At 44.1% G+C, this 25,375-nt stretch carries 21 protein-coding genes and 1 tRNA gene; 16 read left to right on the top strand and 6 right to left on the bottom strand.

Features of this window, described 5'->3' with window-relative positions:
- Positions 1 to 73: 73 nt before the first annotated feature.
- The 4 genes from NQ510_RS10610 to NQ510_RS10595 form a co-directional block, all read right to left on the bottom strand.
- A complete protein-coding gene (locus NQ510_RS10610; RefSeq protein ID WP_005826835.1) occupies positions 74 to 1,447 on the bottom strand; it encodes a hypothetical protein in 1,374 nt (457 codons plus the stop codon).
- 31 nt (positions 1,448 to 1,478) lie between these two features.
- Positions 1,479 to 3,068 carry a RagB/SusD family nutrient uptake outer membrane protein gene (locus tag NQ510_RS10605; protein ID WP_005826837.1) on the bottom strand — a complete coding sequence of 530 codons (1,590 nt, stop codon included), beginning with the start codon at positions 3,066 to 3,068 and terminating at the stop codon, positions 1,479 to 1,481.
- A gap of 18 nt (positions 3,069 to 3,086) precedes the next feature.
- The gene (locus NQ510_RS10600; RefSeq protein ID WP_005826839.1) at positions 3,087 to 6,290 is read right to left on the bottom strand and encodes a SusC/RagA family TonB-linked outer membrane protein; all 3,204 of its coding nucleotides are present in this window, start codon (positions 6,288 to 6,290) and stop codon (positions 3,087 to 3,089) included.
- Between the two features lie 291 nt (positions 6,291 to 6,581).
- A complete protein-coding gene (locus tag NQ510_RS10595; protein ID WP_005826840.1) occupies positions 6,582 to 9,473 on the bottom strand; it encodes a triple tyrosine motif-containing protein in 2,892 nt (963 codons plus the stop codon).
- A 538-nt stretch (positions 9,474 to 10,011) separates the two neighbouring features.
- On the opposite strand from NQ510_RS10595, the gene NQ510_RS10590 reads away from it, so the two are divergent.
- The 7 genes from NQ510_RS10590 (at position 10,012) to NQ510_RS10560 (ending at position 14,639) form a co-directional block, all read left to right on the top strand.
- Positions 10,012 to 10,085 (top strand) — tRNA-Thr (locus NQ510_RS10590).
- Between the two features lie 147 nt (positions 10,086 to 10,232).
- Positions 10,233 to 10,778 (top strand): DUF4199 domain-containing protein, encoded by a 546-nt coding sequence (locus NQ510_RS10585; RefSeq protein ID WP_005826844.1) that lies wholly within the window; start codon positions 10,233 to 10,235, stop codon positions 10,776 to 10,778.
- A 54-nt stretch (positions 10,779 to 10,832) separates the two neighbouring features.
- Positions 10,833 to 11,786 carry a glycosyltransferase family 2 protein gene (locus tag NQ510_RS10580; RefSeq protein ID WP_005826846.1) on the top strand — a complete coding sequence of 318 codons (954 nt, stop codon included), beginning with the start codon at positions 10,833 to 10,835 and terminating at the stop codon, positions 11,784 to 11,786.
- 2 nt (positions 11,787 to 11,788) lie between these two features.
- On the top strand, positions 11,789 to 12,274 hold the full coding sequence (locus NQ510_RS10575) for a DUF6452 family protein (RefSeq protein WP_005826848.1): 486 nt from the start codon (positions 11,789 to 11,791) through the stop codon (positions 12,272 to 12,274).
- The gene (locus NQ510_RS10570; protein WP_009036778.1) at positions 12,243 to 13,010 is read left to right on the top strand and encodes a DUF6048 family protein; all 768 of its coding nucleotides are present in this window, start codon (positions 12,243 to 12,245) and stop codon (positions 13,008 to 13,010) included. The genes NQ510_RS10575 and NQ510_RS10570 overlap by 32 nt, the downstream gene beginning before the upstream one ends.
- A gap of 7 nt (positions 13,011 to 13,017) precedes the next feature.
- Positions 13,018 to 13,596: a manganese efflux pump MntP gene (locus tag NQ510_RS10565; RefSeq protein WP_005826852.1), complete on the top strand. Its 579-nt coding sequence runs from the start codon at positions 13,018 to 13,020 to the stop codon at positions 13,594 to 13,596.
- A gap of 26 nt (positions 13,597 to 13,622) precedes the next feature.
- On the top strand, positions 13,623 to 14,639 hold the full coding sequence (locus NQ510_RS10560; RefSeq protein WP_005826854.1) for an FAD:protein FMN transferase: 1,017 nt from the start codon (positions 13,623 to 13,625) through the stop codon (positions 14,637 to 14,639).
- Positions 14,640 to 14,660: 21 nt separating this feature from the next.
- Here the strand turns inward: NQ510_RS10560 and NQ510_RS10555 are convergent, their stop codons facing one another.
- Together NQ510_RS10555 and NQ510_RS10550 are read right to left on the bottom strand one after the other, a co-directional pair.
- The gene (locus NQ510_RS10555; protein WP_005826856.1) at positions 14,661 to 15,029 is read right to left on the bottom strand and encodes a DMT family protein; all 369 of its coding nucleotides are present in this window, start codon (positions 15,027 to 15,029) and stop codon (positions 14,661 to 14,663) included.
- A 21-nt stretch (positions 15,030 to 15,050) separates the two neighbouring features.
- The gene (locus NQ510_RS10550) at positions 15,051 to 15,800 is read right to left on the bottom strand and encodes an ATP-binding protein (RefSeq protein WP_005826857.1); all 750 of its coding nucleotides are present in this window, start codon (positions 15,798 to 15,800) and stop codon (positions 15,051 to 15,053) included.
- A gap of 165 nt (positions 15,801 to 15,965) precedes the next feature.
- On the opposite strand from NQ510_RS10550, the gene NQ510_RS10545 reads away from it, so the two are divergent.
- The 9 genes from NQ510_RS10545 to NQ510_RS10505 all read left to right on the top strand — a co-directional run bounded on the left by NQ510_RS10545 (position 15,966) and on the right by NQ510_RS10505 (position 25,374).
- Entirely contained in the window at positions 15,966 to 17,396 is a 1,431-nt protein-coding gene (locus NQ510_RS10545) for a tetratricopeptide repeat protein (protein ID WP_005826860.1), read from the top strand.
- A gap of 8 nt (positions 17,397 to 17,404) precedes the next feature.
- Positions 17,405 to 17,875 carry an NfeD family protein gene (locus NQ510_RS10540; protein WP_005826862.1) on the top strand — a complete coding sequence of 157 codons (471 nt, stop codon included), beginning with the start codon at positions 17,405 to 17,407 and terminating at the stop codon, positions 17,873 to 17,875.
- A gap of 51 nt (positions 17,876 to 17,926) precedes the next feature.
- Positions 17,927 to 18,928: a flotillin-like protein FloA gene (gene floA, locus NQ510_RS10535; protein ID WP_005826863.1), complete on the top strand. Its 1,002-nt coding sequence runs from the start codon at positions 17,927 to 17,929 to the stop codon at positions 18,926 to 18,928.
- 93 nt (positions 18,929 to 19,021) lie between these two features.
- On the top strand, positions 19,022 to 19,900 hold the full coding sequence (locus NQ510_RS10530) for a nucleoside phosphorylase (RefSeq protein WP_008663776.1): 879 nt from the start codon (positions 19,022 to 19,024) through the stop codon (positions 19,898 to 19,900).
- A gap of 281 nt (positions 19,901 to 20,181) precedes the next feature.
- On the top strand, positions 20,182 to 21,576 hold the full coding sequence (mnmE, locus tag NQ510_RS10525) for a tRNA uridine-5-carboxymethylaminomethyl(34) synthesis GTPase MnmE (protein WP_005826869.1): 1,395 nt from the start codon (positions 20,182 to 20,184) through the stop codon (positions 21,574 to 21,576).
- A 271-nt stretch (positions 21,577 to 21,847) separates the two neighbouring features.
- On the top strand, positions 21,848 to 22,726 hold the full coding sequence (locus NQ510_RS10520) for a helix-turn-helix domain-containing protein (RefSeq protein ID WP_004300570.1): 879 nt from the start codon (positions 21,848 to 21,850) through the stop codon (positions 22,724 to 22,726).
- Positions 22,727 to 22,843: 117 nt separating this feature from the next.
- Positions 22,844 to 23,959, top strand: a complete 1,116-nt coding sequence (locus tag NQ510_RS10515; RefSeq protein WP_032855155.1) for a tyrosine-type recombinase/integrase — start codon at positions 22,844 to 22,846, stop codon at positions 23,957 to 23,959.
- Between the two features lie 167 nt (positions 23,960 to 24,126).
- Positions 24,127 to 24,900, top strand: coding sequence for a hypothetical protein (locus tag NQ510_RS10510; protein ID WP_004300574.1), 774 nt, complete (start codon positions 24,127 to 24,129; stop codon positions 24,898 to 24,900).
- Positions 24,901 to 24,999: 99 nt separating this feature from the next.
- Positions 25,000 to 25,374, top strand: a complete 375-nt coding sequence (locus NQ510_RS10505) for a helix-turn-helix domain-containing protein (RefSeq protein WP_004300575.1) — start codon at positions 25,000 to 25,002, stop codon at positions 25,372 to 25,374.
- Position 25,375 lies beyond the last annotated feature (1 nt).

The following is a 25,375-nucleotide window of genomic DNA, read 5'->3' as shown; positions in this document are numbered from 1 at the left end:
GATAACCCACATCCTTCCCCCTTTTTATTATTCACTGCTTTTAGCAGACCAATATTCTATCTAATACTAGCCATCAATCTCTATGAGTCTGGAAAATAATATCTTTAATAGTCACTTTTGTGTCAGCAGGATTTCCACCAAAATCCAAGACTAAAGATATAGCATGCATATCTTTAGGCGCCTTTTTATTTGCAACCCAAAATTTATTATCTTCATTACCCAACAAATCCGTCTGTTCTGCAAAGAAGAAGTTATCATCATGTTTGACATCAGGTTCATCAGTCTGAACCAGTTTTACTGTTACCCCCTTCAAATCAGTACTAGGATTTAGAGTGACACAGAAATCATAGGCAGTTTCTGTATCGGCTGACAAATCTGTAACAAACGAGAACTGGTTCTGCCATTGTGCTTCAGTAGCATCAGGGAAAGTGAGTGTATAAGCATTTCCATCCACCACTAAATCTGGATTAGGTCTAGCACTCCAATCCGGGTTTGCATAGAAGAAAGTATTGGTAAAGGTTGCCCCGTTCCAAAGATTGTCTTCACTATCCACCTTCACCCAAGAAGGTTCAGGCTCTTGTACTTCAGGAATTTCCGTACCGTCATCATTAGCATGGTCTTTCAAGACAAAGCTTTCCAAAGTAATATCCGTATTAGCTTCATTACCACCAAAATCAAGTGCAAACTTCAAATCGGTAATATTCACACCGGGTACGTTACTGAACCATATACACTTAGGCTCATTAGCATCTAAAGCCACACGCTGCATATTGATAAACGTATTGTCATCACCTTTCTGCTGTACTTTAACCGTCACGCCCGGATGTTTGGTAGTAGAAGTGATTATCACCGAAAAATCATAGGTTTTATCCACTGACAAAGCAATTACCTTATCCAATTCCACATGCATCTGAGCTTGCCACTGATCGGTAGTAGCTTCCGGTAAGGAAACAACAAATGCACCATTCTGATAAGTATATTTTGGATCTGCAATCTGCCCCCATCCTGGAGCATAGTAGAAAGATGCCACATTGAAAGTTACTCCCTTAAACATGTTAAATTCACTATCTTCCACAAAACCACCAAAACCGTTCATAATAGTCTTCTCTATTTCAAAGGTTTTGGTTATCGAACCATCACTAATGCCATTTGCGTTCTTTACTTTACATTCTACTGTATATGAACCTTTTTTACGATAATATTTGGAAAAACCATATGAGGCTTGATAAGCGCCGTCAATTATCCAAATAGGAGACACTCCAGGAGCAGAAGTAAATTCAAAGTTTGCATAATTGGTTGTCTGATCTACAGTAACTTTAAAGTTATCAGTATAATCCGATGCTTGTGGGATATTGCCATTGGCTCCCGTAAAATCTTCAGGCGAACATGAAGTCATTGCAAAACCAGCAACCAACACGCCTGCCATATATTTAAATATATTTTTCATATCAATTATTTATTAATGGAGTTATGGTAAACTATTTATAAGCATTCTGAACCAAAGCCGGATCGGAATCCAACTCTCCTTGTGCAATAGGAATGTATTTCTTCTTGGCAGTCCAAGAATTAGTACGGTAACCATATTCATCGGGGACCAGTGCAGTAGTAGCCTTATTGCTGGCTGATGCTCCACTGATTCCTTCAGCACGTACCAAATCAAAATAACGCTTGCCTTCACCTACAAATTCCAAACGACGTTCTGTAAGTACATCGTCAACCGTAACGTTTGCAAGTCCAGCCAAACCGGCACGGGTGCGAACTTCGTTCAACCATGTCTTAGCCTCACCTGTACCACTTCCACCTGTACGAAGAGAAAGTTCTGCAGCATTTAGTAATGTCTCAGCATAACGATAATAACGATAATTGTTATTATAGTTCAAATTCTGGTCACCGGAAGACTGCTTGAAGTTCTTATCATACGGACGATATTTTTGTAACCAAATATGAGTATCTTGATAACGTTTCGTATATTCTACATCTTCGGCAATCACCCAGCAAGTTGCATCACGACGTTTGTCTTGTTCACTAAACATTTGATAAGTTTCAAGACGCATGGGCATAAATCCCCAGCCATCATTACCCTTTGACCAACCATCATCACCTGGGAAAGAGTTAGGAGAAATCAGAGTAGGAAGCACTGTACCACCAACAGCTAACGGACTTCCCCAGCCACGTTCGTTATTAGTTTGCTCATAATTAATTTCCCAGATAGATTCGTCACACCATTCACCTTCCGTTTCCCAGATGTTGGCAAAACTAGGATTCAATCTAAAGCTAGGACTATCAATAAGCTCCTTCATATAACCTAAAGCTTTTGAGAAACGACTTTCATCATTCTGATACATTACCATTTCAGCATATACCATATAAGCCATAGCTTGAGTGACACGTCCCAACTGACCTTCGTCGTCAACTTCTTTACCTTCTTTGATTGTTTTATAATATTTCAAAGGTAACACCTTAGAGTCAATTACAGCTTCAAGTTCTGCGATCAACTCAGCATAAACCTGATCGGCAGTATATTGCGGAGCCGTATAAGGAGGTTCGGAAAGATTCTCCAAATAGAAAGGTACATTACCAAAATAATGCCACAACATATTATAATAGAAAACACGTAGTAAACGGGCTTGCATCTCATAGAGTTTACGATTGGCCTCAGTAACATCAGTACCCCAATCAAGATATTTCAGTAAGTCATTACAACGTTTGATACCAGAATAGTCCACTGTCCAAAGAGAGCCAAGTGTATTATTTTCATTAGCCTCATAATTAAACAACATATGCCAATTCTGCATATCGGTCTTGGTTGCACCACCTACCCAAAAATTATCGCCCATAATTTCACCGTCAATATTCAAGGCATTGTACTGTCCCAATCCCCAATCTGGCCAATGGAGAGGGTCATAGGCGGCAATCAGAGCTTCCTGAATATGCTCATCCGTAGTATAATAATCTTCCAATGGTTCACCTGTCGGATTTTCCACCTCAAGAAAACTGTCACTGCAACCGGTAGTCAACACTGTAGCGGCAGCAAGTAAGCCTATTGCTAATATTTTATTTGTTTTCATATAGTTCTTATTTTTAGATTAGAAAGAAACATTTACACCTACTGTATATGTGCGAGCCTGCGGATAAATACCACGGTCAACACCAAGAGAAGTTGCACCTGAAGAAATTTCAGGATCAAATCCCCAATATTTGGTCCAAGTCACAAGATTTTCAGCTTGCACATACACACGCAGACGTTCAATAGTAAGTTTGCGAGTAAGAGTCTTAGGCAATGTATATCCCAAAGTAATATTCTTAAGACGAAGATATGAACCATCACAAACATAAAGATCAGATACCATCCAGTTCGTTGCATTACCGACAGCCAGACGAGGATACTTATTAGAAGTACCTTCACCAGTCCAACGTCCCAACATCCAAGAAGGATAGTTACCAGAAGCAACATCTGTACGATAAGTGCCATCAAACACATCAGCACCAGCCACACCTTGGAAGAAAATATTAAAATCAAAGCCTTTCCAATCAGCATTGAGATTCAAACCATAAGTCCAATCCGGAGTACCATTACCAATGTTAGTACGGTCATCTGCCGAGATGCTGCCATCACCATTTACATCCACAAAACGTGTATCACCAGGAACCGCATCCGGCATAATCATTTTACCATCTTTATTGACATAAGCACGAACTTCATCCATATTCTGGAAAACACCGTCAGTCTTGTAACCATAGAAATAGGGGAAAGGTTGTCCGTTAGAGCCGCGTGTACCGCCGCCAGAGAATCCTTGAATACCATCTAAATCCATATAGCCAGTATCATTTCCCAAATTCTTCAATTCATTTTTAAGATAAGTAGCATTTCCCTTTACTGCAAATTTAGCATCAGCAATATTCCATTTATAGCCAAGTTCAAACTCAAAACCACTATTTTCCATATCACCTACGTTACCAAGAGGCTTAGTTTCACCTACATAACTCGGGATAGGCATCGTAATAATCATGCCATTGGTTTTCTTTATGTAATAGTCGGCACTGAATGTTAAAGCATTATTAAAGAATCCCAAATCAATACCCAAGTCAGTTTGTTCACTCTCTTCCCATTTCAAATCAGGATTTGCCAAACGTTGTGCTTTAGAACCATTCCATTTGATGGCATCTTTGCCCAAAAGGACATTATTACCCATGGCTGTCAATGAAGTATAACCAAATTCGGCTATGTTATCATTACCATTCTTACCCCAACTGGCACGAACCTTTAGGTTAGACAACCATTCTCGCGTATCAGCCATAAATTCCTCATTTGTCACATTCCATCCCACAGATACTGAAGGGAATGTACCATATTTATTATTAATACCAAAACGACTTGAACCATCACGACGGATTGTAGCCTGAATCATATAGCGTTCATTATAGTTATAACTCAAACGAGCAAACATAGATGACATTCTATGTTCTGTATAAGGACCTCCATAAACGCCATACTGAACTGTAGCACCAGTAATATTACCATCTGCATCCTTTGTATATTCAACATTCCCTGTAGCATAATCAATAGAAGGTTTATTAGGATTCACCAGATTCCAACGGTTACCACCAAGTTGATCTCCCTTATATTTAAGGGCAGACTGTCCTAATACAACACCAAATGTATGTTTGCCGATAGTTTTATCATAAGTCAATGTATTTTCAATCTGCCATGTCACATTCTGTGCCTTGAATGAAGATGCATTAGTATGTGTTGCCTTATTATTAGCTGAGAGATAATACTTGCTCTTAGTAGCCCCTTCATTACCCCAAAATCCCATATCAGCACTATAATTGAAGTGATACTTCAAATTATCCCACAATTGAAGATCAATAGAAAACTTTGGAACAAACTTATGCGACCAATTCTTTGTAGGAGTCAATGTCATCATAGCCAGCGGATTATTCATTTCCTGATAAGCTCCTCCATAGCCAGGTACTGTATAAGGATCACCATTTGCATCACGAGGCAAATCAAAATCTTTATAAGTTTCAATCATCTTTTCAGCTGCATCACCAGTCAATGTAGGGGTCAAAATAGGAGACAGATAAAGAGCCGATCCCAAAATTGAACCGAATTCAGAGTTAGTACCAACACCTGTTGAATGCGTACGCATATAAGCCAAATTTACACCTAAATCCAATTTATTAAGGAAACCGCGTTCTTTAGATGCATCAATTAGATTATATTGAGTATTGGAACGAATAGTCAAACGGTCATAATTAGAATGTCCGTGATTACCACCAACAATACCATCTTGTGAATAATACCCCAAAGACAAATAATAATTTACTTTTTCCGATGCACCACTAACTGTCACATCATGATTCACTACCGGAGCATTGTCATAGAAAACAAGATCTTGCCAATCAGTGCCAAATCCTTTGATAGAATTTCCATTAGCATCAATCAAATTATAAGGATCTGCATAAATTGGAGCCTGACCACCATTCACATTGGCTTCATTCTGAAGGATAGCATAGTCTGTCGCACTAGTCACATCACGTCTCTTCCATGCACTCTGCCAGCCATAAGAAAAATTGTAATTAATTTGTGCCTTACCCATCTTACCTTTTTTGGTAGTTACTAGAATAACGCCATTAGCAGCACGCGCACCATAGATAGCACCAGAAGCAGCATCTTTCAACACTTCGATAGACTCGATATCATTAGGATTTACAAAATCAAGACCACCCCCAATAGGCATACCGTCTACAATGTAGAGCGGATCACTATTGTTGATAGTACCAATACCACGTACACGTACACGAGGAGAATCACCCGGCTGACCAGAAGCTGAAGTTACATCCACACCTGCAGCCAAACCTTTCAATGCATTATCCATACGCACCGGAGATTTGTTTTCCAAATCCTCACTACTAACTTTGGCAATAGATGCTGTTACCACACTTTTTTTCTGAACACCATACCCCACCACTACTACTTCGTCCAGCGTTTCTGAATCTTCCTGAAGAACTATTTTCAAGGAATTTTTTCCATTTACCGCTACTTCTTGCGACTTAAAACCAATATAGGTAATAGAAAGTGTTGCGTCGGCAGGAACCGACAATGTAAAATTACCGTCCAAATCAGTAATTCCACCATTGGTAGTTCCTTTAACTACCACATTTACTCCAGGCAACGGTTCATTATCCGAACCGCTTACCACTGTACCTTTTACCTGTATATTTTGGGCATATACAGAAGCCAAGGTAAAGCTTAACAGAAATAAAACTGATAATAACTTTTTCATAAGTTTTACTAAATTAAGATTAACGTTTCTCGGTTTTGTTCTCAATCGAACAGTGCAAACATAGAGTAAAATGCAATAAAACAAATAAAAAACAATCATTCTTAAATACGTCAAATCTGAAATTCAAATACGTTATCAATACGTCATCAGCAAATAACTTACTAATAATCAATAATTAATATATACTTTTAAGTATTACGTCACAACATGTTATATAACACAAAAGGGAGAAATTTAACATTCCTCCCTTTCATACTCTTCCTTCTTTTAAAGGAAGTTAATATCTAAAGGCTACAGTTTATTGCTTAAATAATCCGTCAAACTATCCTCTCTCTCTAAAGCGAACTTCTTACGAAGACGATAACGGATTGTTTCAACTCCACGAACCGAAATGTTCAGCAGAGGTGCTATTTCTTTCGTGGAAAGATTCATCTTTAGATAAGCGCACATCATGCGTTCGTTGTGGGAAAGTTCAGGATGCTTGGCATGAAGACGTTTCATAAAATTGTTATGTATCAAATCGAACTGGTCTTCAATACGCTTCAAAACCTCATCACTCTGTATATTACCGTCTATTTTATTATTAATAAGTATGAGTTGCTGTTTTCCTTCCCGAGCCCCCTCACCCTTCAGCAAGGCGGATACTTTAAGTATCTCTGACTTGATTTCAGTCAGCATTTCATTCTTACGGACAAAGTTTATCATCAGATTGGCCATTTCCTGACTCTTATGTTGCAAATCGTATTCCAATTTTTCTTTCTCCAGCTGCATAATCTGCTTTTCCTGACGGGCTTTCTCCTCTTCGTACTCCCTTTCCATATCGTGCAACTCTTTATCTTTCTCGATTACCGCCTGCTGTTTCTTCCGTTTCACACGGACATCATCCCAACGATAGACATACCATAAGGCAAGCAAAGCCAAGATGATATAACAAACGTATGCAGCAGCACTACGATACCACGGTGGAAGTATACGGAAGGCGATTGTATCCGATGATGTCGTACCGTCAGGAAAGACCGCTTTAACTTCAAACGTATATTCACCTTCCGACAGATTACTATACTCCTTGGTGCGTACCGTTGTAAAATCGGACCAGCCTCCCTTATTCAAACGATATTGAAAACGGATATCATCCCCTACCGAAAAAAAAGAAAGGGCATAGTCAAAACGAACGGAATTCATGGAATAAGCTATCACCGGAACCGGCTTCTCTCCTAAAAAGTTTGCGGTATATACCAATGAATCCTTGGGATAAGACAGATACATGTTCCTTATATATAAGGAGTGGCTACGATCCTGACGCTCTCTTACGGCCGGGATGCTGAATAAAGCGAAACCTCCTTCATTAGGAACCACCATCAGCGAATCTGAAAGAGGAATAATCGTTTCAAAACCGGGTACCAGTTCAATCAGCGATTGCTGGATGGGATTAATGCTTGTATTCGCCCCCCGCTTATAGGTACCCAGATTGGCAATACAGATTTCGTGAGGGCTCAAACTAATCAACTTATCGTGATACTCCAAGATACGCGAATAGGCCGCGGTGCCATTCAAAAGGTTGTTCATATCCGGACAAGGCTCCATGACATCTTTATGAGGATTATGCTTATAGATTCCCCGGGGAGTGGCAAAATACACCCGGTCTTCTATCTTCGCTATATACATATCACGTCCTACCGGAAAACCATCCTTCGCGCTATATTCCTTTATACGGACAGCTTTTGTCAAATCATTATCCAAATCCACACGGGTAACGTGGTCTGTATTGTACACCCAAATCACCTTATCGCTTTCCTGCTCAAAAAGACGGCAAGAATCGTTCATACCCTCAATCTTGCCAACCACCTGCCATTCTCCATTCTTTTTCCCAACCAAATAAATACCGTTATATACCCCGACATACATAAGGTCCGTACGTCCTGCCACAAGTTGGCAACACCAGACGCCGGTAATGTCCGTCACACGTTTTACGGAAGTACCATTGATAAGGAAAATACCACGGTCGTGCAGACAGAAGAGTTCATCACCTATACGGCAAAGGTTCCAGACCTGTCCGCTGGATTGGGGCATCGGACGGATATCCGGCAAATCGCCGTTCATCTGTACCGGATAAGAAGTGTAATACAGCCCCCGATTGGTGCCTAAATAAAGATAGCCGCCTTCTACCGCCGCCGTATATCCCGTGCCGTAAGAATAAGGATAGGAATAGAGATTCGTAAAAGGAGAACTCAGACAGACGTAGTCAATGCCGCTATCCAGACCGGCCCAGAGGTTTCCGGTCGTATCGAAGGAGACAGAAAGCACCGTATTGTTACGCAAGCCGTTGTTCTCATTGAAATATTTCAGTTGCATGGTGCTGCAATCCACCAGTACCAATCCTTTATGAATGGTTCCCAAGGCAATCTTATCATCCTTTTTGGCTACGCAAAAGACTTCATTCTCACGCATAAACTCTTCGGCACCGGTGACAAACGGTTCCATCGTACGCCCGTCACAATAGTAAAGTCCGTTGTATGCAGTCACCACCAGAACACCTTTCTTATAAGGTATAATGCCACGAATACGCTTGGAAGCCAACGCATCGGCACCCTGAAGAGGGAAAAAAGTGTTTCCAACCAAAAGCCATACGCCTCTGTCCGTACCGATGTAAAGAATACCATTGACCATATTGGAACAGTCTATCTTGGCATTCATTTCAATGGCGGTATATTTGCCGTTCAGGTACTTCACCACGCACCCGTCCCCTTGGAAATACAAGATATTGTCTGTCTCATGGATGCCCCACACATTTCCAAGAAAACGAACGGAACTCTCCAAAGTATCGGACATGCAATGATAGGCCAAAGAACCGTCCGTATCCGGTTCATAATAGCCGAATTCATTGATGCCCCCCACATAAATTCTTTTTTGGGTGGCAGAAGCCAGAACGGAACGCACATCGGAAGCATTGTTCAATGGAAACACATTCCAGACATTGCCATCAAATTGCACCATACCGTTCTTGTTGGCGAAATATACCCACTTGTCATCATAGGGTGCTATCTGCCAAGTCTGGGTCCCCTTACCATAAACACTTTTATCAAAATTGACGATAAAGCTATTCCAGCCGGCAATTGCTTCGACCAAAGGGGGAAAAAGAAAAAGGCAGAAAAAAAGGTAGAATGACAATATGTGTTTGTTCATGCGTATAATGACTATATAGTTAGTTGCACAAAAATAATGCTTATTTTCAAGGTAGCACACAATAGCCTATCTGTTTTTTCGTCCCCGATTATTATTTTCTTCTCAAATGGCAATCTTTTGCATAACTATACTTTAGATTCCGGTATACTAAGAAGTATTCGTCCGACGGCTGTTGAATTATCGTCCGACAGCTGTCGGACGATAATTCAACAGCCGTCGGACGATAAGGTTACATATGTCGGACGAATACTTTCTAGTAAAAGGAATATTTGTCCATCGTAATGCCGGAAAGAATCCGTACCTCCCCTCCAAAGTGTCTATATAAGAAGGCCATGAAGAGGAATAGAACAGAGAATCTAAAAAAACAAATAAAAAAATCGCCACAAGCTATTGCAGATTTCAAAATAATGTCTACCTTTGCAACCGCAAAACAAAAACGGGTAAGTCCTATACGGCCAGCTCCCTTCGAATCCTCCAGGGCTTGATCGCAGCAAAGGTAGTTGGTTGTAGCGGCGCGATATAGCAAGCTTACCCACCCGCCTCTTTAGCTCAGTTGGCCAGAGCACGTGATTTGTAATCTCGGGGTCGTTGGTTCGAATCCGACAAGAGGCTCAGAAAAAGAAAAGGTGATACGAAATGTATCACCTTTTCTTTTTTAATTAATAATGAAAAATTAAAGAATTAAAAATTAAAATCTGCACATCGGCTTGCCCTTGAATCCAACTATATTTGTACCTTTGCACATTATTTCTAAGAAAGATGACAGAAAATAGAGGTTACACGCAACGATACGCAATGCTGTTCGGTACCTATATGGGAGGTTTTTGGATATTGAAGTTCATACTCTTTCCGGTGGGACTGTCGGTTCCTTTTTTACTTTTCCTTTTCATGGGACTCACGCTATGCGTACCTTTTATGGGATATTATTATGCACGGATGTATCGTAATCAGGTATGCGGAGGCGGCATCAGCTTTCTGCATGCATGGATATTCACCGTTTTCATGTATATGTTTGCCGCGCTGCTTGCCGCTGTGGCACACTACATCTACTTCAGGTTCATAGACCACGGATATGTGATAAACACGTGCGAAACGATGGTAGACACGCTTGCCCAAAGCAACATGCCGGGAATGGATTCGTACATCGCCACCTATCAGGAAGCTCTGGAGACAGCCCGACTGCTCAGTCCTATCGACATTACGCTACAGATGATATCGTCCAATGTGTTTTGGGGTTCGATACTGGCTTTCCCCACCGCCTTGTTCGTGATGAGACGCAAGAAAGACAACGCTCCGGCAAAGTGACGGAACAGTAAAAAGAAATGTTATTTCAATTGTAAATAGAAAAATCATACATCAATGGATATTTCAGTTGTCGTACCACTATATAATGAAGAAGAATCACTCCCCGAACTGTTCGCATGGATTGAGCGGGTGATGAATGCCAACGGTTTTTCATACGAAGTGATTTTCGTGAACGACGGAAGTACCGACCGTTCCTGGCAGGTAATCGAACAATTGCAGGCACAAGCTCCGGACAAGGTACGGGGCATTAAGTTCCGCCGCAACTACGGGAAGTCGCCGGCATTGTTCTGTGGTTTCGAACAAGCACAAGGCGACGTCGTGATAACCATGGACGCCGACCTGCAGGACAGCCCCGACGAAATACCCGAACTCTACCGCATGATTACCCAAGACGGCTATGACCTCGTATCGGGCTGGAAGCAGAAACGTTACGACCCGTTGTCGAAGACCCTCCCCACCAAATTGTTCAATGCCACCGCCCGCAAAGTATCGGGCATCAAAAACCTGCACGACTTTAATTGCGGACTGAAGGCGTATCGCAAAGAGGTGGTCAAGAATATAGAAGTATACGGCGAAATGCACCGCTACATCCCTTACCTGGCCAAGAACGCCGGCTTCAAGAAAATCGGCGAGAAAGTGGTGCACCATCAGGCACGCAAATACGGAAAGACCAAGTTCGGGCTGAACCGTTTTGTAAACGGGTATCTGGACTTGCTTTCCCTTTGGTTCCTTTCCCGGTTCGGCATCAAGCCCATGCACTTTTTCGGATTGCTGGGTTCGCTGATGTTCATCTTCGGCTTCATAGCCGTGGTCATAGTGGGTGTCAGCAAGTTGTACTACATGCACCATGGCATGCCCTACCGCCTTGTGACGGACTCTCCCTACTTCTACCTCTCGTTGACCTCCATGATTATCGGCACACAACTGTTCGTGGCAGGATTCCTCGGAGAGCTGATTTCACGTAATGCCCCGGAACGAAACAAATATCAAATAGAGAAAACCATTTAACGATGAAAAAATTAGTCAGACTTGTCATACTCGGAGCTGTCCTTTGCCCGATAATAAGCATAGCTATCTCCTGCTCGGAGGAGGCAGATTGCTCCATGACGGCACGCCCCATGGTGAATTGCATTCTTTATAGAGTAGACCCCGAAACCCAATACGTGGAGAACGACACGCTCGACTCGCTCACCGTCACAGCATACGGCACCGACTCCATCATCATCAACAACCAGAAGAAGGTACACGACATCTCCCTGCCACTGCGCTATACGGAGGATTCCACCAAGCTGATATTCAAGTATAGCCGGACCAAGAGTGACACGATGGTGATACGCCACACCAACACCCCCTATTTCCTATCGATGGATTGCGGCTATCAGATGAAGCAGGCCATCACAAGCGTAACGTGCACCCGCATCTCTCTGGACTCGATATACATCAAAGACAATGAAGCAGGCATCTATGGAAAGGAAAATCTTAAGTTATTCTATTAGTCTGGCACTCTGCCTGCTGATGTTCCTCCCCCTACGGGCGCAGAACGGGAATCCTACCGTCCCCCCCCAGGGAGCACCTCCCAAGAAGGAGAAGAAGGACGCGAAAGAAGAAGTGCACTATCCGTTATACAACGGCATGTCCGTCGGCTTGGACTTGTGGGGAATCGGAAGTTCCGTATTTGGAGGAGATTTCCTGAGTTCCGAAGTATCCGTGGACGTAAACCTCAAGAACCGCTTCTTCCCTATTGCCGAATTGGGATATGGCTCCACGGACACCTGGAGTGACAAAGGCATACACTACAAAAGCAATGCCCCCTACTTCCGCATAGGAATGGACTATAACACGCTATACAAGAAGCAGCACGGACACATGCTACTCGTAGGCTTGCGTTACGGTGTAAGTAGCTTCAAGTACGATGTAGACGCCTTGGGACTGGACGACCCGATATACGGTGGCATCGTAGGCAATCCGAATCTGGACGACGAGATATGGGGAGGCAGCCTGCCCTATAACCATAAAGGAATGAAAGGCTCCATGCAATGGGCGGAATTTTGTGTCGGTATCCGGGCGCACGTCTGGAAGGCATTGTACATGGGCTGGTCACTACGCTTCAAGTTCAAATTGTCCGCCTCGGCCGATGAATACGGTGACCCGTGGTATGTGCCCGGTTTCGGGAAATATGGCTCCAACACGATGGGAGTAACCTATACGATAACTTATAAACTACCTCTTTAAGCGACTTATGACAGGGTTAGAGATTTGGCTACTGGCCGTAGGACTTGCGATGGATTGTTTCGCCGTTTCTATAGCCAGCGGAATTATATTGAAACGCGCCCGGCTGCGCCCTATGCTGGTGATGGCCATCAGCTTCGGCTTTTTCCAGGCTTTGATGCCTCTGCTGGGATGGATAGGCGCCAGTTTTTTCAGCCACCTGATAGAAAGTATTGACCATTGGATTGCATTCGGTATCCTTGCCTTCCTGGGCGGACGCATGATAATGGAATCCTTCAAGGACGAAGATTGCAAGCACGAGTATGACCCTACCAGCCTGAAGGTGGTGCTCGCTCTGGCCGTGGCAACCAGCATCGATGCATTGGCGGTAGGTGTTTCGTTTGCATTCCTCGGTATCAAGCAATTCTCGGCTATTCTTTCCCCCATCGGCATTATCGGTTTTGTATCATTCGCCTTGTCGATGGTCGGCCTGATGTTCGGCATCCGTTTCGGATGTGGCATAGCCCGCAGACTGCGCGCCGAACTTTGGGGAGGGATTATCCTCGTCATCATCGGTACCAAGATATTGGTAGAGCATCTCTTCTTTTAATTAAAAAGTAAAAACTCAGATAGGATATGGAAAAGAAAGTACAACGGAATTTTTTATGGATTGCCCTACTGGTACTGGGAACCATCTGGATACTTGCCCGCCACAACCAAGTCACTCCTTATCAGACGGATAACGGACTGATATTCGGTACGGTATATAAAGTGACTTATCAATGTGACCAAAATCTGAAGGCGGAGATAGAAGCGGAACTCAAACGTTTCGACGGTTCCTTGTCCCCTTTCAATGACACGGCGACCATTACGCGCATCAACCGCAACGAGGACATTGTGCCCGACACATTCTTTACCAACGTCTTCCGACGTAGCATGGAAATCTCCCGGGAGACCGATGGTGCCTTCGATATCACCGTTGCCCCTCTTGCCAATGCCTGGGGATTTGGGTTCAAGAAGGGTAACTTCCCCGACTCTGCCATGATAGACAGCCTGCTGGAGATGACAGGATACGAAAAAGTAAAATTGTCCGATGAAGGGAAAGTGGTGAAAACAGACTCGCGTATAATGCTCTCGTGCAGCGCTGTGGCAAAAGGATATGCAGTAGATGTCATAGCCCAACTTCTGAAGAAGAAGGGTATCCGCAACTTTATGGTCGATATAGGCGGAGAAGTGGTTGTTCACGGGCAAAACCCTCAAAATGGACCTTGGCGCATCGGTTTGAACAAGCCGATAGACGACTCACTGGCAGTGAACCAGGAACTGCAAGCAGTGCTGCTAGTCACGGATTTAGGCATGGCTACATCGGGCAATTATCGCAACTACTACTATAAAGACGGAAAGAAATATGCGCATACCATCGACCCGCGTACCGGCTATCCGGTACAGCACAGCATCTTGTCAGCCACCGTCATTGCCAAAGATTGCATGAGTGCAGACGCCTATGCCACGGCATTCATGGTGATGGGGCTGGAAGAAGCAGAACGCGTGGCGGATGCACATCCGGATATCGACGCCTGTTTCATTTATACGGATGAAGAAGGAAAGCTTCAAACGTTCTTAACAAAAGGAATGGAGAAGTATATGAAATAATGTGCAAATGCGATTAACCCATCATTTATAAAATACAAAATATACCGCCAGTACCAGACATACAAAAGCGGCAAAATGATTCCAATGCAGCGTTTCCCCCTTGAAAAGAACCGTTGTGAACACCGTAAAGATAATCAAAGTGATTACTTCCTGAATCACTTTGAGTTGCATCAATGAGAACGGGCCTCCATTGCCTAAAAAGCCTATCCGATTGGCCGGAACCTGGCAAGAATACTCTGCCAAAGCTATTACCCAGGAAAACAGCACCACGGCATACAACGGCCAGTTGGAGATGACTTTTGTCTCTTGTAGCTTCAGATGCCCATACCAGGCAAACGTCATGAAAATATTAGATACAATCAATAGCAAAATGGTATAAAATGCTTTCATATAGTGATTAATGATTAGTGATTAATGATTAATGATTGCAGGCAGCAATTCCTCTTGCACATTCGTCATACTCCCCCATAGACTATAGCGTGCCTCAGGATTCATTTCCTCCAACTGTTTCAGAATGCCTTTCATTGCACTACGACTGGATTGTGACTCATACGGACAATTCTTCACCTGCTTACGATACCCCCTCACTTGCGCCAACTCCATCAAATCCGCCTCATGTACCAGACACATCGGACGGATAATCGTCATATCAAACTTCTTCATTACCAGCCGGGGGGGCATAGAGCTGAACGCTCCCTGATAGGTGATATTCATCAGCAAGGTCTCCAGAATATCATCCATGTGATGGCCTAACGCGATTTTATTGCATCCCTGCTCCTTGGCTACGGTAAACAATGCCTTCCGCCTATTCCAAGAGCAAAGAAAACAAGGAGACTTGCGGGTATCTGTCGTGGCATCAAACTCCGTTTCAAAGAGAACAAAAGGCACTCCCCACGACTCTACGTACTCCCTCAGATAGTCCACATCGCTTTGATAAGGTATATTCTTCATCACTACATGTACGGCGACAACGGAAAAACGGGGTTTATAGACACGGGCACGCCGTGCCAACAATTCCACCAGCGCCAAAGAGTCCTTGCCTCCCGAAAGCCCGATAAGAATCTTATCGCCGTCCTCTATCAGCCCATATTCCACCACACCTTTGCTAAACCGCTTGTCTATGCGGCGCAACATCTTTTCTTCTTCAGTAAATCGTGCCATTGATACGAGTTATGAGTTATAAGTTATGAATTATAGCTCTTCCGGTTGCAAAAGTAAGGCAAAAGAACGATTTAAAGAAGAATTAACAAAATAGAATTACGGAAACCAGCTTTATTCACGATAAATTTGTATTTTTGACCTTCTGAACAATCAGCATGTATCAATATGAATAAAAAATATATCCTTTTCTTTCTATTCGGCCTTTTGAGCATAACAATTTCCGCACAAAGCCTGGCAGAAGCCAAAGCCTTGTACGAGAAGGGAGAATACGAAGAAGCCAAGCCCACTTTCAAGAAACTCGTCAAGACACAACCTGGCAATGGAAATTACAACCTATGGTACGGTGTATGTTGCCTGGAAACCGGCGAACCCGCAGAAGCCTTGAAACACCTGGAAAGCGCCGTCAAGAGACGCGTCCCCAGCGGGCAACTCTATTTGGCCCGGGCATACAATGATTTATATCGGTTCGAAGAAGCCATCGAGACTTATGAGACCTACATTTCCGACCTGAGAAAGAGAAAACGCTCCACCGAAGAGGCCGAACAATTATTGGAAAAAAGCAAATCCAACTTGCGCATGCTGAAAGGCGTGGAAGAGGTCTGCTTCATCGACAGCTTTGTGGTAGACAAGGAAAAATTCCTGGATGCATACAAAATCAGCCCCGAATCGGGCAAGCTGTTCATGTACGACACCTACTTCAATGATTCCGGTAAGGAAGGCGGAACGGTATACGAAACGGAGCTGGGCAATAAGCTATATTATAGCGAAATGCAACCGGACAGCACCCTCAGTATCCTTTCGCGCAACAAGTTGCTGGACAAATGGAGTGATGGCAGCTTGTTGCCCGGAAGCATCAACGAGGCCATGAATGCAGACTATCCCTATGTACTTACGGACGGTATCACTATCTACTATGCTTCGGATGGCCCTGGCTCGATGGGAGGATATGATATTTTCGTCACCCGTTACAATACGAATACCGACTCCTATCTGATGCCGGAAAATGTGGGCATGCCGTTCAATTCGCCCTACAACGACTATATGTACGTCATCGACGAATTCAACGACTTGGGATGGTTTGCCTCCGACCGCTACCAGCCGGAAGGCAAAGTGTGCATCTATGTATTCATTCCCAACTCATCCAAGCAAGTGTACAACTACGAAGGGATGGACCCGGACAAGATGATATCATTGGCGCAACTTCACTCTATCAAGGACACATGGACGGACACCGATGCGGTAGAGGCCGCCCAAGAAAGACTTCGGACTGCTGCCAACGCAAAGCCGCAGACCACCAAGAAGCATGATTTCCAATTCATCATTGACGACCACTCCACCTACTACCAGCTGGACGATTTCCGCTCCCCGCAGGCCAAAGCCTCGTATGGCAAATACAATCAGCTGGAGCAGAGCTACAAACAACTGCAGGAGAAACTGGAAGATATGCGTTCGGAATACTCCCGAGCCAACAAGCAGGAAAAGGACAAGATGTCCGCCGCCATCCTCGACCTGGAGCAACGTGTACGGCAATTGTCCACTGAGATGGAGCAAACTGCCATTCAAGTGCGCAACCTGGAAAAACAAGCCACCAAATAAAGACAACTATGGATATACTCATTATCGCCTCATTGATTATAGGAGCAGTAATCTTGTTCTTAGTGGAATTATTCGTAATTCCGGGCATCAGCGTTGCCGGTTTTCTGGCAGGAGGTTGCATCATCTTTGCCAACTACTATGCCTTTGCCTATATGGGCACCACGGCAGGTGTCATTACGCTTATCATATCTGCCCTGGCTTGTATCGGCTCGTTGGTATGGTTCATGCGCTCCAAGACACTCGACAAAATTGCATTGAAAAAAAACATCACCTCCAAAGTAGACCGTAGTGCCGAGGAAAAAGTCAAGGTAGGCGATATAGGCGTAACCACTACCCGCCTGGCTCTTATCGGCTATGCCGAAATCAACGGAGACATCGTGGAAGTAAAGTCATCAGACGGCTTCCTGAACGAAAAGACTCCGATTATCGTAGACCGTATTGCCGACGGAGTCCTCTTAGTGGAACGGCTCAAGCAGTGAAATTTCTGAAATCAACCTATTATTTATAACTAACAATTAATATTTAATCTCATGGATCCAAGCACAATGTATTTAACCGCCTTCCTCATTATAGGAGGCATTATTTTCCTGGTACTTTTCTTCCATTATGTACCGTTCTTCTTGTGGCTGTCTGCCAAAGTATCGGGAGTAAACATCTCGCTGGTACAACTTTTCCTGATGCGCATCCGTAATGTCCCTCCTTATATCATTGTGCCCGGCATGATTGAAGCTCATAAAGCAGGATTGCAAAACATCACGCGCGACGAACTGGAAGCGCACTACCTTGCCGGAGGTCACGTAGAGCGGGTGGTACACGCACTGGTATCCGCCTCTAAAGCCAATATCGAGCTGCCGTTCCAGATGGCAACCGCCATCGACCTTGCCGGCCGTGACGTATTCGAAGCCGTACAGATGTCCGTTAACCCCAAAGTAATTGACACCCCTCCCGTGACAGCTGTTGCCAAAGACGGTATCCAGCTGATTGCCAAGGCCCGTGTAACGGTGCGCGCCAATATCCGCCAATTGGTGGGCGGTGCCGGAGAAGACACGATTCTGGCCCGTGTAGGCGAGGGTATTGTGTCTTCCATCGGTTCGTCAGAGAATCATAAGTCTGTATTGGAGAATCCGGATTCTATCTCCAAACTGGTATTGCGCAAGGGGTTGGATGCCGGAACAGCATTCGAAATTCTGTCCATTGACATTGCTGATATTGACATAGGTAAGAATATCGGTGCCGCCCTGCAGATAGACCAAGCCAATGCCGACAAGAACATTGCTCAAGCCAAGGCAGAGGAACGCCGCGCCATGGCCGTAGCCACAGAGCAGGAAATGAAGGCAAAGGCCCAGGAAGCCCGTGCCAAAGTTATCGAGGCAGAAGCGGAAGTACCCAAGGCCATGGCCGAAGCATTCCGCAACGGCAATCTGGGTATCATGGACTATTACCGGATGAAGAATATAGAAGCCGACACTTCCATGCGCGAAAACATTGCCAAACCGACGACGGGCAATACCAGCCAGCCGTTGAGTAAATAACCCGGAAAGTAACTGACGAAACGCCGGAACCGGTGAACAAGAATCGGTTCCCGGCGTTTCTATTTATAAACAAAAGATTAAAGCCTCAAGCATATGAAGAAATATTTCGCCTCTTCCGAACTGATCATCAATGAAGACGGTTCTGTATTTCATCTTCACGTAAAGCCCGAATGGCTGGCAGACAAAGTCATCTTGGTAGGCGACCCCGGACGGGTGGCACTGGTTGCCTCCCATTTCGAGAACAAGGAATGTGAAGTGGAAAGCCGCGAGTTCAAGACTATCACCGGTACTTACCAGGGGAAACGTATTACGGTGGTTTCCACCGGTATCGGATGTGACAACATCGATATCGTGATGAACGAACTGGATGCCCTGGCAAACATCGATTTCGAGACGCGCGAAGAAAAGCCCCATCTGCGTAGCCTTGAGCTGGTACGTATCGGCACCTGCGGCGGCTTGCAACCCTACACTCCGGTAGGCACATTCGTATGTTCTGAAAAGTCCATTGGTTTCGATGGGCTGCTCAACTTCTATGCCGGACGCAACTCCGTGTGCGACCTGCCCATGGAGCGTGCCTTCCTCAACCATATGGGATGGTCCGGCAACATGTGTGCCCCTGCCCTCTACGTCATTGATGCAAGCACTGAACTGATAGACCGCATCGCACAAAACGACATGGTACGTGGCGTAACGATTGCCGCCGGGGGCTTCTTCGGACCTCAAGGACGCGAGTTACGCGTGCCGCTTGCCGACCCACATCAGAATGAGAAGATTGAAAAATTTGAATACAACGGCTACCGTATTACCAACTTCGAGATGGAAAGTTCTGCCCTGGCAGGCTTGAGCCGTCTGATGGGGCACAAGGCCATGACGGTATGCATGGTCATTGCCAACCGCCTGATAAAAGAAGCTAACACGGGATACAAGAATACGATAGATACTCTTATCAAAACAGTACTCGACCGTATCTAAGTATCCTTCAAGAAATGCTCCTCCCTTTCCTTCAGCCAATCCTAGGAGTAGGGTTTAGTAATGACTTCATCACATCCTGCCTGACGTGCCCGTTGCTGGTCTGTATAGTGTAGCAATGTCCTGCTATACCCACAATGGGCACAGAGGCGGATTAGGCTTTATAAGCATCTATCCATTATCGATTTGCACAAAGTTACGATAAAAGCCCATAAGTTGAATCACCATCTCTCTTTTTTGTAAAGAAACCATTATCTTTGCTGAATAAAAATAAGCCGGATAAAATGAACCAAGATACCATTTGTGCCATAGCCACCGCCCAAGGGGGAGCCATAGGATGCATCCGTGTCTCCGGACCGGATGCCATAGAGATAACATCCCGCATATTTACCCCTGCCCGGAAGGGGAAGAAGCTGAAGGATGCCAAGCCATACACACTTACCTTCGGTCATATCCATGAAGAAGAAAACATCATAGACGAAGTACTTGTAAGCTTATTCCGTGCCCCCCACTCGTACACGGGCGAGGATAGCACGGAAATCATGTGCCACGGTTCGAGCTATATTCTTCAGAAGGTGTTGCAATTGCTCATCGGCAATGGTTGCCGCCTGGCCGCTCCCGGTGAGTACACGCAACGGGCCTTCTTGGGCGGCAAAATGGACCTAAGCCAGGCCGAAGCCGTGGCCGACCTCATCGCCTCCACCTCTGCCGCCACTCACCGCCTCGCCATGAGCCAAATGCGCGGTGGGTTCAGTAAAGAGCTGGCCTCACTACGCGACCAATTGCTGCACTTCACATCACTCATAGAACTGGAGCTGGACTTCAGCGACCACGAAGAACTGGAATTTGCCGACCGCTCCGAGCTATGTCTCCTAGCAGACGGCATAGAGCAGGTAATTTCCCGTTTAGTACAATCCTTCAGTGTAGGCAATGCCATCAAGAACGGCGTGCCCGTAGCCATCATCGGCGAAACGAACGCTGGTAAATCCACCCTGTTGAATGCACTACTAAACGAGGAACGAGCCATTGTAAGCGACATACACGGGACAACCCGCGATGTGATAGAAGACACAGTCAATCTTGGTGGGATAACTTTCCGATTTATTGATACGGCAGGCATACGCGAAACGAACGACACCATCGAGAACCTAGGAATTGAGCGAACCTTCCAGAAATTGGAGCAGGCGGAAATCGTGCTCTGGATAGTTGATGCCACGAATGCCGTCTCACGGATACCACAACTAACTACCCAGATACTTCCCCGTTGCGAAGGGAAACGGCTCATTCTCGTATTCAACAAGACCGATTTGGTGCAAGATGCCTCAACCATCCCCAACTCCAGTTTCACCGTGGCCGCTACTAATGTGCAATGCATCTCCATCTCTGCCAAAGGACGTACCAACCTCGACAAGCTTCAGCAAATGCTAATCTCTGCCGCTAACCTGCCCACGGTTACCCAAAACGATGTCATTGTCACGAATATACGCCACTACGAGGCTTTGACCCATGCCTTGGAAGCCATCCACCGGGTCCAACAAGGATTAGCAGAAAATCTATCCGGAGATTTTGTTTCACAAGATATCCGCGAATGCATTTTCCATCTAAGCGATATTGCAGGGGAAGTTACGAACGATATGGTACTTGGGAATATTTTCGAACATTTTTGCATCGGCAAATGATGGCTTAGAAACTGCCATAACCAATTATAACCATTTAGAATAAAGTCGCTGTATTTCAGCGGCTTTTCTATTTTAACACTTTCTAATCCTTATTTGGTAGTAACGGTTTTTATCCATATTTTTCTATCATATTTCTACCGCGACACAAATTCACGGTTAGCCCGAATGTCACAATGACGCATTAGTTGACGTGTGTTGACAATGGTTTACATGTGTTGACAAAATCCGGGAGAAATAAGGAGAAATTATCCCCAATATAAACGAGGAAAATATGGAAGTAAGAAAGATTTGTCAATGGTGTGGAAAGCCATTTATAGCTCAAAAGACAACGACCTGCTATTGTAGCCATCAGTGTTCCAATCTTGGCTACAAAGAACGCATCCGGGAACGCAAGCGGCAGTTGAAACGCTCGCAAGAGTTGCTACAACCTCGACAAGCCGCCGAGGGACAGGATTTCTTCTCTTTTGCCCAAGCAGCAAAGTTGATGGGCGTAACCAGACAATACATATATAAATTGGTAAAGGAATCCAAACTTCGGGCTTCACGCATCAGTGGTAAGAAGTCGCTCATTCGTCGTGCTGACATCGAACTAATGATGAAAACCAAACCGTATGAGCGCATCATGCCTAAAGAGGACTTCGACATCACTGAGTATTACACTGCTGAAGAAATTGCAGAGAAATATAAGGTCAACGCCAAATGGGTGTGGACTTATACACGGCAGCACAAAGTTCCGAAGGTACGAATACGCCAATTCAACTATTATAGCAAGAAACATATCGATGCTGCCTTTGCCAAATACGAGGTGGATTCCGACTTGACCGAATGGTACACACCGGAAGATATTCAGGAAAAATACGGTATGACACGCGTCGCCATCCGTTCGCAGGTGTATCGGAACAATATCCCATCCAAGAAGGAACATGGGCAGATATTCTACTCAAAGCTCCACTTCGACCTCTCGAAGAGTTCAGAACAGGAGAGCAAAGCGGAATACTATACCGTCAAGGAGGCTATGGAAAAATTCAAACTCTCCCGCGACTCTGTTTACGGAATTCTGCAATTCCATCAGATCAATCGCGAGAAGAACGGACGGTTCGTCCGATTCCTAAAAGTAGAGTTTGACAGGGTTATGGGTGTTCACAAATAATCTAATTTGTCGCTATCCATTAATTATTCAAAAATTAATCTCTGCTGTAGATAATCTGCATGATTACATTACAGAGTTTTGCCAGCGAATTAATAATAACCATAAAAATATATTAGTATGCATGAATGTAAAACAGTAACGTTGAGAACACGTCCGTTAAAAGGTAGAATGATGTCTTTCTATCTAGATTATTATCCTGGGTATCGAGACAAAGAGACTATGAAAGTTATCCGTCATGAATCGCTTGGCATCTATGTCTATGCCAATCCGAGAAACAAACGAGAACAGAATTTCAACGAGGTAATGACCGAGAAAGCCGAAGCCATCCGTTGCCGCAGGTTCGAGTCAGTTGTCAATGAACGGTATGACTTCTTTGACAAGTACAAACTCAAGGCAGACTTCTTGGAGCATTATCGCAAGCAACTCCGTAAGCATGACCAGAAATGGGAGTTTGTCTATCTGCATTTCAACAACTTCGTACATGGTAAATGTACTTTTGAAGAGATTGACATAGACCTTTGCAACAAGTTTCGGGAGTATCTGCTCACAGCTAAAAAACTGAGACGCAAAGGACGCATAACACGAAACTCCGCATCGGGATACTGGTCTACCTTCAGGGGATTCCTGAAAATACTCTACCGCAATGGAATGATAAAGACCAATGTCAATGATTTTTTGGATAAGATTGAAACAGAGGATGTAGTCAAGGAGTATCTGTCTGTAGATGAACTGTACAAGTTGGCTGAAACACCGTGCAAGAAGCCCATTCTGAAAATAGCATCGCTGTTTTCATGTATGACCAGTTTACGTATCAGTGATATACTCGCACTATGCTGGGAAGATATTGTAGACTACTCAGCCGGAGGGAAATGCGTACATATCATTACACAAAAAAACAAAGCGGAAGATATCATTCCTATTAGTGAAGAAGCATTGGGATTGATAGGCTATAATTCTGAAAAGAAAGGTTTGGTATTCAAGGGACTTATGCGTAGTTGGACGCAAATCCCAATGAAAGAGTGGATTCGTTCTGCCGGAATTACCAAGAACATAACATTTCACTCGTATCGTAGAACATTTGCAACGCTACAAGCAGCTGCCGGAACGGACATCCGCACCATACAGAGCATCATGGCACACAAGAGTATCACCACCACTCAAAGGTATATCAAAGTAGTGGATGCCAACAAACGTGAAGCTAGCAAGAAGATTACCTTGACACGGAAGGACTGACAGCCACTTATCCCTATTTTTAAGCGGTTAGAGTATGATTTTTAGTCTGAAATCATACTCTAACCGTTATTTTTTACAAATATTGAGCGATTCGTCATCACTAATTATATATATCTGGAATATAGCACATAACTTTGCCATATAACCATTTCAAATACTTGCAGCAGATGACAAATAATACTCAAATTCGGACCAAGAGGATAAGTTTTATTCTTGCATTATTGGTAATTGCCTATGTGGCAGTAGACACTTACCTATTCACTTATCACAAAATCAATACCACAACAATAACGACTCCAGTTATAATCGGCCTTGTGGTTACAATCCTATTGTGTGGTCTACTGCAACGATTTTTCTACACATGGTTGACGAAGAATCCAATCAATTTTTCTTTTGACCGGCAATCTCCTATTATTACTGACTCTGGTTTCGAAATAAAAACCGATTGTGCAGATGAAATTCAAACTATTGAACAGCCCAATAATTCAGTTATAGATAATTATGATACAATACGAGAGAACATCAAAAAGAAAGAAGCAGAAAAACAAGTAGAAGTCATGAATGCTATTCGTGAATATGTAACTATTAAAACCGCACCCTATCTGTCTAAAGAAGCTATTGCAATCCTCATTTCTAATATTGAGTATATGGCCTGTGATAGATCCGATTTATACAAGCCCATTCGCTCCAATATAGATAATCCACTGAGATCACCGGGACTTCGCCATCTGGCATGGAATGTAGGTGAACGCTTGGGAGTATCATTGGCAAAAAGAGCCATTTTTATCAAGTCTTCATTTCCTCACGAACTCGAAAATGCGACTCTTGAATATCTCAAACTTAATTTACGGGATCAAGTTCCTAGTCAGATTCCTATTGACGTGCCCGATAAAGGCGATTATCGCTTCCATTTAGAAACAGATAATAGTAACTCAGACTAAAAAAACGCATGCAGACGAAATAATTAATCCGGTCTGTATTGTTCTGCAAGGTTTCATTGAGTTGGTTCGCAGTATATTAAACGATTAAAAGAGTATAATATGGAAAAAGACCAACTGACATTCAACGACCTGCCGACTGTGGTGGGCGAACTATGCGACAGAATCGCAAGTATGGAAAATCTGCTAACGGAGAAACTTTCCAAGCAGTACGAAACCAAAGAGAACACGCACGTTCCCATGACCGTACAGGAGGCTTGCAACTATCTTAAAATGCCGTTGTCAACCTTTTATTACAAGGTCAAAAAGGATGATATTCCGGTTATAAAACAAGGAAAACATCTCTACATCTATCGTGATGAACTGGATAGATGGCTGGAATCTTCCCGAAAGACTCCGGCTCCGCAAAGTTTTGAGGAAGAGAATGAGTCCATGCTCGCATCCCATCGTCGTAAACCGAACCCGAAAAACTGGTAAA

The sequence above is a fragment of the Bacteroides uniformis genome (assembly GCF_025147485.1).
In the GTDB taxonomy this organism is placed as follows: domain Bacteria; phylum Bacteroidota; class Bacteroidia; order Bacteroidales; family Bacteroidaceae; genus Bacteroides; species Bacteroides uniformis.
This window is presented reverse-complemented; position numbering and strand designations above follow the sequence as displayed.

What these genes read in the sequence shown, in the direction of transcription:
- NQ510_RS10610 (WP_005826835.1), bottom strand. Translation starts at nt 1,447, where the DNA reads ATGAAAAATATATTTAAATATATGGCAGGCGTGTTGGTTGCTGGTTTT.
- NQ510_RS10605 (WP_005826837.1), bottom strand. Translation starts at nt 3,068, where the DNA reads ATGAAAACAAATAAAATATTAGCAATAGGCTTACTTGCTGCCGCTACA.
- NQ510_RS10600 (WP_005826839.1), bottom strand. Translation starts at nt 6,290, where the DNA reads ATGAAAAAGTTATTATCAGTTTTATTTCTGTTAAGCTTTACCTTGGCT.
- NQ510_RS10595 (WP_005826840.1), bottom strand. Translation starts at nt 9,473, where the DNA reads ATGAACAAACACATATTGTCATTCTACCTTTTTTTCTGCCTTTTTCTT.
- NQ510_RS10585 (WP_005826844.1), top strand. Translation starts at nt 10,233, where the DNA reads ATGACAGAAAATAGAGGTTACACGCAACGATACGCAATGCTGTTCGGT.
- NQ510_RS10580 (WP_005826846.1), top strand. Translation starts at nt 10,833, where the DNA reads ATGGATATTTCAGTTGTCGTACCACTATATAATGAAGAAGAATCACTC.
- NQ510_RS10575 (WP_005826848.1), top strand. Translation starts at nt 11,789, where the DNA reads ATGAAAAAATTAGTCAGACTTGTCATACTCGGAGCTGTCCTTTGCCCG.
- NQ510_RS10570 (WP_009036778.1), top strand. Translation starts at nt 12,243, where the DNA reads ATGGAAAGGAAAATCTTAAGTTATTCTATTAGTCTGGCACTCTGCCTG.
- NQ510_RS10565 (WP_005826852.1), top strand. Translation starts at nt 13,018, where the DNA reads ATGACAGGGTTAGAGATTTGGCTACTGGCCGTAGGACTTGCGATGGAT.
- NQ510_RS10560 (WP_005826854.1), top strand. Translation starts at nt 13,623, where the DNA reads ATGGAAAAGAAAGTACAACGGAATTTTTTATGGATTGCCCTACTGGTA.
- NQ510_RS10555 (WP_005826856.1), bottom strand. Translation starts at nt 15,029, where the DNA reads ATGAAAGCATTTTATACCATTTTGCTATTGATTGTATCTAATATTTTC.
- NQ510_RS10550 (WP_005826857.1), bottom strand. Translation starts at nt 15,800, where the DNA reads ATGGCACGATTTACTGAAGAAGAAAAGATGTTGCGCCGCATAGACAAG.
- NQ510_RS10545 (WP_005826860.1), top strand. Translation starts at nt 15,966, where the DNA reads ATGAATAAAAAATATATCCTTTTCTTTCTATTCGGCCTTTTGAGCATA.
- NQ510_RS10540 (WP_005826862.1), top strand. Translation starts at nt 17,405, where the DNA reads ATGGATATACTCATTATCGCCTCATTGATTATAGGAGCAGTAATCTTG.
- floA (WP_005826863.1), top strand. Translation starts at nt 17,927, where the DNA reads ATGGATCCAAGCACAATGTATTTAACCGCCTTCCTCATTATAGGAGGC.
- NQ510_RS10530 (WP_008663776.1), top strand. Translation starts at nt 19,022, where the DNA reads ATGAAGAAATATTTCGCCTCTTCCGAACTGATCATCAATGAAGACGGT.
- mnmE (WP_005826869.1), top strand. Translation starts at nt 20,182, where the DNA reads ATGAACCAAGATACCATTTGTGCCATAGCCACCGCCCAAGGGGGAGCC.
- NQ510_RS10520 (WP_004300570.1), top strand. Translation starts at nt 21,848, where the DNA reads ATGGAAGTAAGAAAGATTTGTCAATGGTGTGGAAAGCCATTTATAGCT.
- NQ510_RS10515 (WP_032855155.1), top strand. Translation starts at nt 22,844, where the DNA reads ATGCATGAATGTAAAACAGTAACGTTGAGAACACGTCCGTTAAAAGGT.
- NQ510_RS10510 (WP_004300574.1), top strand. Translation starts at nt 24,127, where the DNA reads ATGACAAATAATACTCAAATTCGGACCAAGAGGATAAGTTTTATTCTT.
- NQ510_RS10505 (WP_004300575.1), top strand. Translation starts at nt 25,000, where the DNA reads ATGGAAAAAGACCAACTGACATTCAACGACCTGCCGACTGTGGTGGGC.